Source organism: Limnoraphis robusta BA-68 BA1 (genome assembly GCF_034932365.1).
GTDB classification, from domain to species: domain Bacteria; phylum Cyanobacteriota; class Cyanobacteriia; order Cyanobacteriales; family Microcoleaceae; genus Capilliphycus; species Capilliphycus robustus.
Genome location: NZ_JAYGHR010000004.1, coordinates 104,859 through 119,129, shown reverse-complemented (window position 1 = coordinate 119,129; position 14,271 = coordinate 104,859). Strand labels below are relative to the sequence as shown.

Below are 14,271 nucleotides of genomic sequence, written 5' to 3'. Positions count from 1 at the left end.
GTAGTTCGTTTTGTTGTTGGTAGAATTTGACCTCTCCCCCAACCCCTCTCTATCCCCCCTTGATCCCCCCTTTGAAAGGCAGGGCTGTTTCATTCTAAAATTTTGCGATCGCTAAACCTTTGATGGGGGGCAAGTTTTAGGCTCTATTTAAACAGAAAATATCAAAACTGTTGAAATAATCCTCCTTTTCTTTACAGAGAAAGGCTTCTAAGATTTGCCGATCGCATTTTTGAACCGAGAATGAAACGGCCCTGCCTTTGAAAGGGGGGTAAGGAGAGGGGAGTAATAAGGGTAAGTTGGTGGGAGTTAAAGCTTTTTCCATCCCCCCCTTTCTAAGGGGGGCTAGGGGGGATGAACGAAGGTTGGTGAGGGTTAGAAATGTTAGTTAAACCAAACTAAAATCAGCAGAAGTTAAACTTTCAACGTCTACTTTTTGCAGAATAGCTAACGTTTCATCGCCGAAATTAATCAAGGTATTTTGTCCTTTAGTTTCTAAGGATAACTGTTCAAAACTTAAGCCTTGAGTTAAACCAATCACATCAATACCGACTTCAAAATCAGTAATCGTATCGGTTCCTTCTCCAATGGCTAAAATAAAGGTATCGGCGCCTTGACCACCCGAGAAATTATCGCCCGTTAACAAATCATTTCCTAAACCACCTCGTAGCAAATCATCACCATCATCACCGAAAATTTCATCATCGCCATCATCCCCAAATAAGGCGTCATTTCCAGCTTTTCCTCCAATTCGGTCATCGCCCAAACCGCCATTAATGGTGTCATTTCCGCCAATATTTCCGCCGGTCGAACGACGGTTTAAATCCCCTCGCAGGACATCATCACCTGAGCCACCATTAATAATGTCATCACCCAACAAACCCGCAATTAAATCATTTCCAGCTTCACCAAAAATTAGGTCATTATTATCAGTTCCGAGTAAAGTTTCATTGTCGGAACTTCCCATAATTGCATCTGACCCAAAATCATAAACGGTGGTACTTCCGCTAACTTCATTCGCCACCACTAAAAGTGGGCGTCCGGTGGGGCTATCTTCTGCGGAAATAAACGTTAATCCTTCTGGGCCTAAATCTCCTGCGGTTCCCGCTTCCGGGTCGCCGCTAAAGTCACGGTTATTGATATATTGAACAAATTCGGGAGTTGTTGGGTCGGTAATATCATAAACCATGATACCGCCAATTCGTTCTAATCCGGTGAAAGAATAAAGGCGTCCGTTGACTTCTCCGATGGCGTTTCCTTCCGGTTCTGGGCCTCGGTTATCGCTGCGGTTATCGAAGTTATTTTCGGTGTTATCTGAGTTGAAAAATTCGGGGAATTGTTCGGCTGTAATTTGTTCAAATTCACCGCCTGTATCTGAAACAATATTACCTTTGCTATCAAAAATTGTGAATGAACGTCCGCCAAACGAGATTAATTGGTCAAAATCTCCATCGCCATCAATATCCCCATCAATTCCAGAAATACTCAAACGACCTAGATTTTCATCTTGTTGCAATTCTTCCGCATTCGGAAACGCAACGGGGTCGAGAATAACATCACTCACCCGAACATTTTCTTCTCGTTCATCACCTTCATTGGCGGTAATATAATAGGTCTGACCGTCAACTTCAAAGGCTTTGATTTCATCGGGTTGATAAATTCCCAACGTCGGCCAGTTTTGAATATTTATTTCCCCATCTTCATCATTGGCATCGAGTTGATTAAACCCCGTGAAATCAACAATTCCTAAGACCGTTTGTGTGGGACTGGGATTAAACGGAACGGAACCATCAACAGCAATTTGTTCAGGTAATAAACCAAAGTCGTTATCATTGATAACCGCTAAAGAACCATTCGGTAAAAGTGCCAATCCTTCGGTTTTATCTCCGGCAACATAACCCAAAGAAGGCAAATTCAAGACTTTAGTTTTTGTAACTGCTTGTACACCCAGTTCAACTAAATCATCGGCGGTTTTCCCTTCTAAGGCATTCTCATCTGTGGCTTCAGACAGTTCAGTTCCTAATATATTTGTCGCCCCTGTTAGGTCAACTTCATACACAAACTTTTCAGCCGTTGCATCGATGCCGTCATCCCGTTCAACTACCAGAAATTTGCCATTTCCTTTGTAAACAGCATCGCCAATTTTATCGACTCCCGGAGAACCTTCTAGGAAGTAAATATATTCTCCCGTTGACTCTCCAGAAGTGGGGTCAAATTCTAAAATTCTCAGCACTTGCGAACTTCGAGAATTGGCATCGTTACCAACATCGGGATTATCAATCGGACTTTGAATCCAAGCATAAAGTTTACCCTTGTCGGTATCTAATGCCATCCCTTCAAAACCGCGATTTGTGCGACGTTGGGCATAAACAGGGGGTAAACTTTCAGTTCCAAATGTTCCTTCTTCAACCCCATCTGCTTCTGCGGTTCCTTCAGGAATAAACCGATCAATTAATTCCCCATTTTGATCGAAATGATAAATCGCTGGACGGTATTCATCAGACATCCAAAACGTGCCGTCTGGGGCGACAACTATCGATTCCATATCGGCCCCAAAGGGATCATTTTCTAAGGGGTTCCCGAGCAAATCAACGGGTTCTTCGTCAGTATATGCGGTGTTACGTTCTCCCGCTTGAATATTAGGAAGTCCGGTTAAAGGAACTTGTTCGCCATCGACTTCCCGCGTCAAGAAAATTTGTTCGTTGAGGTTGATTTCCCCTGTAGATTGATCTAAACTAAAACGAACTAAACGGGGTTGATAGTCGGGTAATGCAAAGGGACGTTCCGGTGAACCATCGCCATCAACATCGGTGGGTTCTCCGTTAGGACCGCGATCAGGAGTTGCGATAAAATGTAGGGTGTCACCTTCTTGTTTCTCAAAAAATAAACCCGACATTCCCCCTAATAAAATCTCTTGTCCGGCGGGTGTGGTTCCCAGGACTTCTTCACTTAAATTCCATCGATATTGAGTAACTTCGGGTAAGCCTTGACTCCAATCTTTTAAACCCAAAGGTTGCAATTCTGTAACAGTCGCAGTATTAAGATCAACAACTGCAACGGTGTTGTTTTCTTGCAGGGTAATAAAAGCGGTTTGGCTATCAGGAGAAACTGCAATTGCTTCCGGTTCCAAATCTTCCGATGCCGTTTTTCCGGCTAAAATACGAACACCCCGACCGCGCAATTCTTCTTCTTTGCCATTAAAAGCAGTAAAATCTGCGGTAGAAAGCGTTAAATTTTCGACACCATTGGAAATATCAATTACACTAATTGTTCCTTCGGCGTCGCCCTCTTCGCTAAGTTCCCCTTCGTTAGCCGTAATGACTTTTGTACCATCAGGAGTAAAGGCGATAGAGTCAGGTAAAACCCCAACTTCAACAGCGTTTAAAAAGCTTCCTTCGGTGTCAAAAAAAACAGCTTGACCCGGTTCAATATCACTCTCAGATCGAACGGATACCGCAACAATACCATTGTTAACCGCTACACCCGTCGGACTGCTACCAAAATTTGAAATATCGAGTTCACCAATTTTATTGGGGTTTGTTGGGTTAGAAAGATCGAGAATATCGATAACGTTGCTGGCATTATTAACCACAAACAAACGGTTTGTATCAGAGTCAAAGGCGGTAATTGTTGCCCCACCTTCATCAAAAGTATTAGTTTCGTAAGTTCCTAAAACAGTGAGTTGATTTGTAGTCATAGGTTAAGATATTTGATAATATTCAGGAGTTCAGGAGGAAAGAAGTTCAGAAGTTCAGAAATGATTGATTTAGGAGCGTGTTTACAACTTCTTGGTGTTCTTTGTGTCTTTGTGGTTAAATAAGGCTTGATTCTTGTAAAGATACCAGCGCGAACTGCTATAAATTTTCACGAGCAGGACAAGTATATTAAGGTCATTTATGCCGTCCTCAATCTCCGTATAACCCGCCCTACACAGTTCACTATTTACTGTAAATAATGCACCTGCAATACATCACAAGCCAATGAAATACTTTCTGATAGACAATCAAATCTTACTCCAAGTTATAGCTTCCAAAGCCGATCTAGTTTTGGCAAACCTGACTGTGCTAGAAATTAGGAGTATATAGCGCTACGCGCTAGGCAAAAGGCAAAAGGCAAAAGGCAAAAGGCAAAAGGCAAAAGGCAAAAGGCAAGACCCCACTGCCTCACCGCACTGCCTCAACTTTTCGCTTTTGCCAATGTCAAATACCGTGTCGGCGTAGTGCTATAGAAATAAATAGAAAGCATTCTTTGAAACCACACGAAGACTTTAAAGGTTCAAGGTTAAGATGGGGTTATGTTTGCGGATCAAGCTCAATTTTTTTACAGAAGCTTTACATGAGTTTTACAGAATAGGGGTATTCTTAAAAGGCCAATTGAGTTAAATTGGAGAATTATCAAAAGTCCGGGGCGAGGAGCCGAAGGTCAGCGATTAAACCTGAAGAAAAGTTTAAGAACTTCTATAAAAACCCGGCTGCTCAAAGAAACCGGGGTTTTTTTACTAATAATATTTGCTGCGGTCAACTCAACAGCAACCTAGAAAATCCTAGAGATAAAGTCAAAGAATTTCGTTGCGACTCATATCTCCGAGGAAAGGTTTTCGGCCATCAATATGAGGAGAAATAGCGGGTGGTAACGTTGCAGGCGTTCCCCACTGACTAACTAATTGTTGCAGTAACCAATCTTGCTGATCCCGTAAATCATCTAATCCCGTTCCTCGGTTAATAATCGCAAACCAAACCACACCTCTATCCCTTGTCGGTATAGCCCCAGCCAAAGCACTAACATCAAATAAACTGCCTGTTTTCACCGCAGAATGACGAGGAACATTGCGAAATTCCAGCGTTCCAATATCACGTCCAGAAACCGGAAATAGATCAGCAACGTTTAAATTTGTACCGTCTAATTTTTGTTGTAGTGCCATAAACATCGCCACAGCAGCTCTTGCCGAAATTTGATTTTCATGGCCTAATCCTGACCCATTAATTAGTTTAATTTCATCAACAGAAACCCCCGCAGCCATTGCCGCTCTTTCTCGAACAACCGCCGCTCCCCCCACACTTTGAGCCAACATTTCCGACATCAAATTATTGCTGTAAATATTCATTTGTTTGATGATTTCCGCCAGGGGTAAGGATTTATGCCGAACTAGGGGACTGGCTTGTACCGTTGTATACTGAGGTTGAACCGTACCTGCGATCGCCACAATCGGTCTAGGGGTTCCGGGAGGCATTCGTGAGTCATATTGAGCGGCAGCTTCGGCCGGCCAAAGTCGAGAATCTAAAGCCTGTTTGAGAAATTCACCCGCTTTCATGGGGTTAGACTCATAATTCATCGAGAAATTGCCGGAAATAATTAAATTTCCCGTGACTTGAGTAATCCCCATTTGGTTGAGGGTATTTCCCAAAGCAAAACCTTCTTCCCAAACAAAAAACGGATCACCACTCCCGACAACCACTAAATCACCCTGAACCACGCCATTTTCCACAGGGCCAGTCGCCGCAATCAAGGTTTCAAATTGATAATCAGGTGTCCACTGTTGTAAAGCCGCTAAAGAAGTCGCCACTTTTGTAATCGAAGCCGCCGGAAGCGGTGTTGTGCCGACATTACTGGCCATTGAAATCGGGCCTGCTTGAATCCAAACCCCTTGAACTTGATCTGATAATCCTCGTTCGGCCAGTCGGTTGAGATACTGCTCCACCAGACTGGCGGCAATCGGGTCAGGTTGATCGAGTAAGATTAACTTAGAGAGTCCACCTTCCCAAACTTGCCGAGTGGCAGCATTTAACTCAATTTTGTTGACACCTGCCATCTCTAGCCACACCGATAGGACTCCCGAGCTAAACACATCTAACATTCTTAACTCCTTTATTTCTGTTCTTCAGTGGCAGTCAACAGGTTACAGGTTATAGGTTACAGCTTATAGCTGATAACTGGTACGGGTAATTGATTAATTACCTCTACAACACTGGTGAGTGATCACTGAAAAAATCGTTCACTGATAAAGAGATATAACTCTTTGGTAAGATCTTTAAGGTTTCTCTAACACTGGTCAATGGGTTCAACTCGCGCACGGATTGCAATTGACGCTATGGGTGGGGATTTTGCTCCCGCAGAAATTGTTGCAGGAGCATTAATGGCACAAGAGAAATTGGGTGTTGAGGTTTTGCTGGTTGGAGATCCACCGCAACTCGAAGCTTGTCTGAAGCATCACCCCTCTGTCTCTCCTCCACCGGAAATCGTACCCTCCGAAGGAACGATTGAAATGCACGAAGAGCCATTGAGCGCTCTCAAACGTAAGCCCAAGGCTTCCATTAATGTAGCAATGAATTTGCTCAAAGAAAAAAGAGCGGATGCAGTTGTCTCTGCTGGCCACTCCGGGGCGGCGATGGCGGCCGCTTTGCTACGAGTCGGTCGGCTACCGGGAATTGATCGGCCGGCAATTGGGGCTGTGATGCCCACTTTAAATCCGACTTCTCCGGTTCTCGTTCTCGATGTTGGGGCGAATGTCGATTGTCGTCCCAAATTTTTAGAGCAATTTGCCGTGATGGGAACGATTTATAGCAAGTACGTCTTAGGGGTTGATGAACCTCGGGTGGGCTTGCTGAATATCGGTGAGGAAGCCTGTAAAGGCAACGATCTCGCCGTTCGTACCTATGAAATGCTCCAAGAAAACACGCAAATTACTTTTGCTGGAAATGCAGAAGGCCGTGATGTCTTATCCGGTCAATATGATGTGATCGTTTGTGATGGCTTCGTCGGTAATGTTCTGCTGAAATTTGCCGAAGGGGTCGGTGAGATTGTATTACATCTACTCAAAGAGGAGCTATCAACCGGGTTACGCTCTCAAATCGGAGCTGCAATGTTGAAACCCAGTTTAAAACGATTCAAACAACGGGTTGATCACGTCGAACATGGGGGTGGATTGCTTTTAGGAGTAGCCGGAATTTGCATCATCAGTCACGGTTCATCCAAAGCGCCGACAATTTGCAATGCGGTTCGTTCCGCTAAGGATGCGATTAACAATCGTGTTCTAGAACGGATTCAATCTCAGTACCAAAAAGATCATCAAAAGGCAGTAAGCGGTCAGTAGTTGGCATGGGAGCATTGAGGGGAGTTTGACTGAACTTCCCGCTCATTTTATGCTCAATGAGTCCTCGATTAATCATCAGCCTCTCTAGAATTTGCGTGCCGAACATTGATAAGATGCGATCATTGACAGCAGAACAGACTTCTTGACCGTCTGTGACTTGGTTTAAGTGAACCAGATGGAAAATGTATGAAAAACAATAGCCCGAGGTAAAGCTGAATTGATAAACCCATTTACCCATTAATATTTATTGTTCGAGCAATCGGGACTCTCATCGGGTTCTAACTTCTGATTACTTCTAAGCAAGCAGACATGACGAATACAGGTATTGCGATTATAGGCAGTGGCTCGGCTACACCGCCTGTTTCTTTGGATAATCACGGACTCTCAAAAATTGTTGAGACTTCCGACGAATGGATTGCTTCTCGTACTGGAATTCGCTCTCGACGGTTGGCCGATCCTCAAACCAGTTTGTGTTCCATTGCAACAATAGCCTCAAAACAGGCTCTCGCGATGGCACAAATTGACCCTTCTGAGATTGACTTGATTCTCTTGGCGACTTCGACACCGGATGACTTATTTGGTACGGCGAGTCAAATTCAAGGACAACTCGCAGCCACTCAAGCGGTGGCTTTTGATTTAACGGCGGCTTGTTCGGGTTTTGTTTTTGGTTTAGTCACCGCCGCTCAGTTCATTCGGACAGGTGTTTACAAAACGGTTCTCCTGGTTGGCGGCGATATTCTCTCCCGTTGGGTCGATTGGTCTGATCGTAGCACTTGTGTTTTATTCGGTGATGGCGCTGGGGCGGTGGTTTTGCAAGCCTCTGAATCTGATCACCTTTTGGGCTTTGAATTACGCAGTGATGGTACTCAGAATAAATGTCTGAACTTGGCGTTTCAAGGGCAACCTCAACCGTTAATCGACGGAGTAACGGTCACTCAAGGCACTTATCAACCTGTGACGATGAATGGTCAAGAAGTTTATCGCTTTGCCGTGAAAAAGGTGCCGGAAGTGATCGAAAAAGCTCTATTTCGAGCCAACTTAACGGTTGATCAGATTGACTGGTTGATTCTCCATCAAGCCAATCAACGAATTATGGATGCTGTGGCGCAACGCCTGAATATTCCCTCGGAAAAAGTGATTAGCAATCTCGCCAATTATGGCAATACTTCGGCCGCTTCTATTCCCATTGCGCTTGATGAAGCAGTGCGTTCCGCTAAAATTCAACCGGGTGATGTGATTGCGACTTCTGGGTTTGGGGCTGGATTGTCTTGGGGGGCTGCTATTTTCCAATGGAGATTTTAAAGTTGCTGATTTTCTGGTTATACTACTTTTCTCGCTAAAAATTGAATCACATAACAAATGACAAAAATAGCATGGGTTTTTCCGGGTCAGGGTTCTCAAGTCGTTGGCATGGGTGCAGATTTATTTGATTTACCGGAAGCACAACCCCAGTTAGAAATTGCTCAAAATATACTCGGTTGGTCTGTTCGAGATTTATGTCAATCTGATGAAGATAAACTTTCTTGTACACTTTACACTCAACCTTGTTTGTATGTCCTGGAAAGTATCCTCGCCGAACAGATGAAAAAACAAGCACTTTCTCCTGATATTGTAGCAGGTCACAGTTTGGGTGAATATGTGGCGTTGTCGGTCGCGGAAGTGTTTGATTTTGCCACAGGATTAACTTTGGTTAAACGTCGCTCAGAATTGATGAATGCAGCCGCAGGTGGGCAAATGGCGGCGTTTATGGGCTTTGATAGCCAACAACTTGAACAGCAACTCCAACACACTGAAAATGTAGTTCTGGCTAATGATAACAGTTCGGCGCAAGTCGTGATTTCAGGAACACCGGAAGCGGTTGATCAGATTATTGCTAATGTCAAAGCTAAACGAGTGGTTAAACTCAATGTTTCGGGTGCTTTTCACTCTCCGATGATGGCAGATGCGGCGAGTGAATTTCAAGAAATTTTGGCGACGGTTAATTTTTCGGATGCTAAATTTCCAGTATTATCTAATGTTGATCCGACTCCGACAACCGACTCAGAACTGTTGAAAGATCGCCTCGTTCAACAAATGACGGGTTCTGTTCGGTGGCGGGAAACTTGTTTACAGTTTTCAAAACAGGGAATTGAACAGGTGATTGAAATAGGCCCTGGTAAAGTTTTAACGGGTTTAGTGAAGCGGACTTGTGCAGATATTACCTTAGAAAATATTAGCGCTATTGCTCAAATTTTGAAATAAATCTGACTCTTTCTCGTTTGGGTCATTTTTCCTTCTCAATTCTCTCAGTCCAAAGGTTAGAATTGAGGAGGCTTGTTTGTTTGGGGCGGTTCATCCCTGAAAATTTAGGGTACAAACCCCAGCACCCCTAAAAAACAACAGGATAATAACAGTCAGTTTGGATGATAAACTATGAATAATAAATGGAGTAAAATAAGTTTATTTTTTCTGATTGCTAGCTTCATTTTACCCGTTATCACCGCCTCTTTTTTACTGGGATTATCACAAACTCTAGGTTGTGCTTTAGTCGGAGAACAATCTTCTCAGTGTTTGGTTTTAGGGTTAAATATTGGCATTTTAATTAAAAATTTAATTCGACTGACTTGGCATTTTCCGTTAATGATGTCACCGCAGGGAATAGTTCCCGCTTTTATTGCGATTGCGATTATTGTTATTTTAATTCATCTCATCTTTCGCGGACGTCAACAATTTTTTTGGTCTTTATTTTGTATTTGGTATATTCCCATTTCTCCCAGTGTACTGGGTATTATTTTAGTGAGTTTTTTAGCCCGCCAGGGAAATTGTCTGCTGAATGAAGGCAATGCTAATCCCTGTTATATTTTAGGGGTAAATATGGGAGAAGCTTTTTATGGTGCGAGTGTCGTTCCTTGGTTAATCTTGATACTGCTGCCGATTTGTCTGTTTATTTCGCTCTTTTATATGATTATTTATGCTTTAATATTAGCATTGACCTCCGACCGCACGCCAACGTTTTACTTTTGGCGCGGGATTCCCAAACATCACTATTTGGGTTTCTGCTTCTTTCTCTTCAAAGAAGAGCTTTTCGCACCTGGCTTAACAGATTTACTCTGTTCGGCTCTTACGGTCGCTCCACAGACTGACACGGCAAGCCCTGCCGCCAAAATGTTTATACTAGCGTTGATATCTCGATCATGGTGAGAGTTGCATTTAGAACAATTCCACTCCCGGATATTCAACGGCATTCCTCTTGGTGCGCGTTCCCTAGCGTCGTGAGACGACGCGGGGTCGCACCGCTTTTCTGCGATGTATCCACAATTAGAACAACGCTTTGAACTGGGAAACCATCGATCTATTTTGATCAATTCTCGTCCATACCACGAGGCTTTATAGTCAAGTTGTCGGACAAGTTCTCCCCAGTTCGCATCACTAATTGCTCTAGCTAGCTTATGGTTTTTGACCATGTTCTTTACCGCTAAATCCTCAACTACTATCGTTTGATTTTTACTCATTAGTTGAGTTGTTAGCTTGTGAGTTTGGTCGCGCCTGCAATCAGCAATTTTGGCTTGAATTCGAGCAACCTTAATTCTTGCTTTCTCTCTGTTCAGAGAACCTTTAGTTTTTCGGCTTAAAGATTTTTGAGCGCGTCTGAGTTTTTTGTATAGCTTGTCAAAATGCTTGGGATTGGAAACTTTAACGCCATCGGACGTGGTAAGGAGGCTGGTAATTCCCAGATCAATTCCCACTTTTTTATCGATGGGCTTGAGTTTGTGGTCTACTGCATCGTCAATTCTCAAAGAAACAAACCATCTTCCACTCGGGTCTAATTTGACCGTTATTGTTGAGGGTGTACAACCAGTAGGAAGTTGACGACTCCATCGAATTGGCAAGGGTTCAAAGCACTTGGCAATATAAACCCGACCCTCTTTAAACTTAAAGGCTGACTTTGTGAATTCGGCACTACCACCGTTGCGTTTTTTCTTGAAGTTTGGGTATTTTGCCCGACCCGCAAAGAAGTTACTGAAAGCGGTTTGCAAGTGCCTTAAACTCTGTTGAAGGGGAACACAACTGACCTCATTTAAGAAGTCTAATTCCTCCTCTTTCTTCCAGTTTGTCAACATCGAAGAAGTTTGAGAATAGCCAACTCGTTTTTTCTGCTCATACCACGCCTCGGTGCGTGCAGCTAGTGCTTTATTGTACACCAATCTTACGCATCCTAGTGTTCTCCTCAACAGGTTTTCCTGTTCAAGAGTAGGGTAAAAACGGTAGCGATAGGCTTTCTCAGTCATGCCTCATACTTTAACATATGTCTTGTGAAGACGTTAAACTTATTGAATAAAGCCGTCAATCACGGACGGGGTTTCAGACCCAAAATTTCGATGAAAAAGTTTATCTATTGGTTAATGGGAGAAAAAGGTGGACAAGCCACTATGGGCGTTTGGAACTGGTTATGGGGAATTGCCCCAGAGTCCCCGCAACCCCAAGTTTCCTTAGAAGCTGCGGAACAGTCCTTACAGTTAATGCAAGAGTCAGTTAAAAAACTCGAAGAAGCGGTTTCAACTCAGACCTCTGCTTATCAACGTGCCAAACAAAAATATCAGGCGAAAGTCAAAGAAATTGAAAAATTAGAACAAGAAGCATTACTGGCCGAACAGAATCGAAATGAACACCAGGCCCGTTTAGCACTGTCTAAAGCCATTCAAATTGAGAAAATTTTACCCCAACTCGCCGAACAAGTCAAACGCGCCGAAAACTATGTTAATCTCTCTCAAGAACGGTTGTATCAAGAGCGAATGAAACTCGAAGCTTATCAAACTGATTTGGCAAACCTCAAAGATATGCAAGAGATTAATCAAGCCTTAGAATTAGTGGCAAAAGTCAATAACGAATTAAATATCAATTCAGCGCGATCGCAATTTGAGGAAATCAAAAATAACATTGAACAGCGTAATCTCGAACAGCAAGCACTCGCAGAACTCACTATGAACGCTGAGGAAAAGCTTGGTGCAGATATCGAACGTCTGGCGACAGAAGAGGAAATTTCACGTCGTTTGGAAACTTTCAGAAAATCTCATCAACCGTTTGATTAGATCATGAATAACATTAATCAAGGAGACATTGGTTATGGCAAAATCTAGTGGCCCGCCTCCCATTGTATATATTTTAATTTTTTTAATTCTACTCGGTACGGGGTATTGGTTTTTCCTCAAGAAACCTGCCGATGATCCGGGTAATATCAATTCAAATACTCAACTCACAGATCCCCCTCCCCCCCCGGATGCAGAAATTTTTCCTTCCCCTGCATCAGTTCCTCCTAATACTCAGGTGAGAATTGACGGTTCCACCAGTATGGTGATGATTAACCAAAACCTCAAACAAGGGTTTGAACGTCAATTTCCTGGTGTTCAGGTGGAAACAGCCGCCAATGGGACGAATAATGGCATTCAAGCGGTTCTGAATGGAGAAGTCGATATTGCAGGGGTATCGCGATCGCTGACTCCTCAAGAAGAAAAACAGGGTTTAAAAGCTTTACCGATCGCTTCTGATCAAATTGCCATTGTTGTCGGTGTGAATAACCCCTACCAAGGCGGACTTACAGATAGTCAAGTTTACGGTATTTTCACCGGACAAATCACCAACTGGTCAGAAGTTGGAGGGCCAAATGCAACCATTCAAGTGATTAACCGTCCTGCGGTTAGCGGGACTCATCAAGCATTTCAGGAGATGATTTTACAGGGTCGGACTTTTGGCACTACACCCAATATTACCACTTTACCCCGAGATGAAACGACGGGAATGCTGCGACAATTGGGCGAAGATGGCATTGGATACGCGACATTTACTCAAGTTGTTAATCAACAAACGGTAAGAACGGTTCCTGTTGAGGGTGTACAACCGGGATCTGTTAGTTATCCTTATCAACGACAGTTGTATTATGTTTATAAACAACCTGCGACTCCGGCTGTACAAGCGATTTTAGGCTATGCGACTTCGCCGGAAGGACAACAGGTGATTTTTCGGGAAAATTAGCCTTGATAGTGTTAGTCTAGCGTCAGTCGGGCGGGTTTAGGAATCTTATTTGTGAGTAACAGATATCAATGACCTCACCCGCCCCTACTGAAAAAACTGTTTACGGTAAACTGACTGTTGTATTGTGAATTTTAAACGAGATGAACACTAAAATTACAATTTCTTTATTTAGCCTTCTGTTGACTGTTGGTTTTCAGGTTCCCAGCCTGGCTGAAACGGTGTTAGAAAAAGTGAACCGGACTGGTGTTTTAACGGTGGGTGTGCGTGAAGATGCGATTCCGTTTAGCTATTCTAACGACAGTAATAACTTTGAGGGTTATTCTGTGGAGTTAATGCAGCTCATTCATCGTCGCCTGGAACAAGAATTAAATAAGCCGATTAAACTAGAGTTTAAACCTGTGACTCTGCAAAATCGCTTTAGTTCGGTAGAAAGTGGTAATATTGATTTGGTGTGTGGAGCGGATAGTATTACAGCTAAACGAGAACAGACGGTTGAATTTTCCATCCCGTTTTTTACAACCGGAATACAGTTGTTAGTTCAACAAGAAGATGCGGAACGTCTAGATCCGACTCAAACCACAGAGGAAGTGTTGGAAGGGTTGACACCAGATGAAGTTTCTATCGCTTTTATTCAAGGAACAACAACAGAGATTGACCTAAAACCGATGTATCCTGAAGCCAGTTGGCAAATCATCGGAAGCCGAACAGAAGGTTTACGACGTCTGAGAAATAATGAGATTGATGCGATCGCCAGTGATGGTATTTTGTTGATTGGAGAAATCTTAAAGCAAGGGGAAGATCTTAAAATGTATCGTTTGATTCCCCAACAACCTCTGAGCTTTGAAAATTACGGTTGTATTTTTCCCCAGAATAACTTAGATTGGAGTAATATTATCAACTCTACGATTACCAGTTCAGAAAATACCGATCTTTGGAATCAATGGTTTAATGCGGAGACGGGACGTTTTCCCTATGAACGTTTTTCGGATACGGCGAATCGTTCTAGTCTAGAGCCGACACAGCTAAGACGAGCGCTTTGGTAAAATCTAGAAAGAGAAAAATGCCAGAAGAAATGAAGTTGCGTTTAGCTACGAATCACACAGACTACAGTTATAGCGGGTCAATATTATAATCTCACCAGAAAACATGAGAATATCATCCTATCTATAAACTCA

9 protein-coding genes are annotated in these 14,271 nt (G+C 43.1%); 6 read left to right on the top strand and 3 right to left on the bottom strand.

The annotated features are described in order from the left end of the window. Positions 1 to 385 precede the first annotated feature (385 nt). Together VB836_RS03605 and VB836_RS03600 are read right to left on the bottom strand one after the other, a co-directional pair. Positions 386 to 3,694 carry a choice-of-anchor I family protein gene (locus VB836_RS03605; protein ID WP_323218039.1) on the bottom strand — a complete coding sequence of 1,103 codons (3,309 nt, stop codon included), beginning with the start codon at positions 3,692 to 3,694 and terminating at the stop codon, positions 386 to 388. Positions 3,695 to 4,552: 858 nt separating this feature from the next. After that, the gene (locus VB836_RS03600; protein WP_323218038.1) at positions 4,553 to 5,851 is read right to left on the bottom strand and encodes a D-alanyl-D-alanine carboxypeptidase; all 1,299 of its coding nucleotides are present in this window, start codon (positions 5,849 to 5,851) and stop codon (positions 4,553 to 4,555) included. Between the two features lie 198 nt (positions 5,852 to 6,049). Here VB836_RS03600 and plsX point away from each other — a divergent pair, with 198 nt between their 5' ends. The 3 genes from plsX (at position 6,050) to fabD (ending at position 9,328) form a co-directional block, all read left to right on the top strand. After that, the gene (gene plsX, locus VB836_RS03595) at positions 6,050 to 7,087 is read left to right on the top strand and encodes a phosphate acyltransferase PlsX (RefSeq protein ID WP_323218037.1); all 1,038 of its coding nucleotides are present in this window, start codon (positions 6,050 to 6,052) and stop codon (positions 7,085 to 7,087) included. A 309-nt stretch (positions 7,088 to 7,396) separates the two neighbouring features. After that, a complete protein-coding gene (locus tag VB836_RS03590; RefSeq protein ID WP_323218036.1) occupies positions 7,397 to 8,389 on the top strand; it encodes a beta-ketoacyl-ACP synthase III in 993 nt (330 codons plus the stop codon). Between the two features lie 57 nt (positions 8,390 to 8,446). Then, complete coding sequence (gene fabD / locus VB836_RS03585; RefSeq protein WP_323218035.1) at positions 8,447 to 9,328, top strand: ACP S-malonyltransferase; 882 nt, start codon at positions 8,447 to 8,449, stop codon at positions 9,326 to 9,328. A gap of 782 nt (positions 9,329 to 10,110) precedes the next feature. Here the strand turns inward: fabD and VB836_RS03580 are convergent. Continuing rightward, entirely contained in the window at positions 10,111 to 11,355 is a 1,245-nt protein-coding gene (locus tag VB836_RS03580; RefSeq protein ID WP_323218034.1) for an RNA-guided endonuclease InsQ/TnpB family protein, read from the bottom strand. A 90-nt stretch (positions 11,356 to 11,445) separates the two neighbouring features. Here VB836_RS03580 and VB836_RS03575 point away from each other — a divergent pair, with 90 nt between their 5' ends. The 3 genes from VB836_RS03575 (at position 11,446) to VB836_RS03565 (ending at position 14,139) form a co-directional block, all read left to right on the top strand. After that, positions 11,446 to 12,156: a PspA/IM30 family protein gene (locus VB836_RS03575; protein ID WP_323218033.1), complete on the top strand. Its 711-nt coding sequence runs from the start codon at positions 11,446 to 11,448 to the stop codon at positions 12,154 to 12,156. Between the two features lie 34 nt (positions 12,157 to 12,190). Next, positions 12,191 to 13,096, top strand: a complete 906-nt coding sequence (locus VB836_RS03570; RefSeq protein WP_323218032.1) for a phosphate ABC transporter substrate-binding protein — start codon at positions 12,191 to 12,193, stop codon at positions 13,094 to 13,096. Between the two features lie 140 nt (positions 13,097 to 13,236). Next, positions 13,237 to 14,139: an amino acid ABC transporter substrate-binding protein gene (locus VB836_RS03565; RefSeq protein ID WP_323218030.1), complete on the top strand. Its 903-nt coding sequence runs from the start codon at positions 13,237 to 13,239 to the stop codon at positions 14,137 to 14,139. Positions 14,140 to 14,271: the final 132 nt, after the last annotated feature.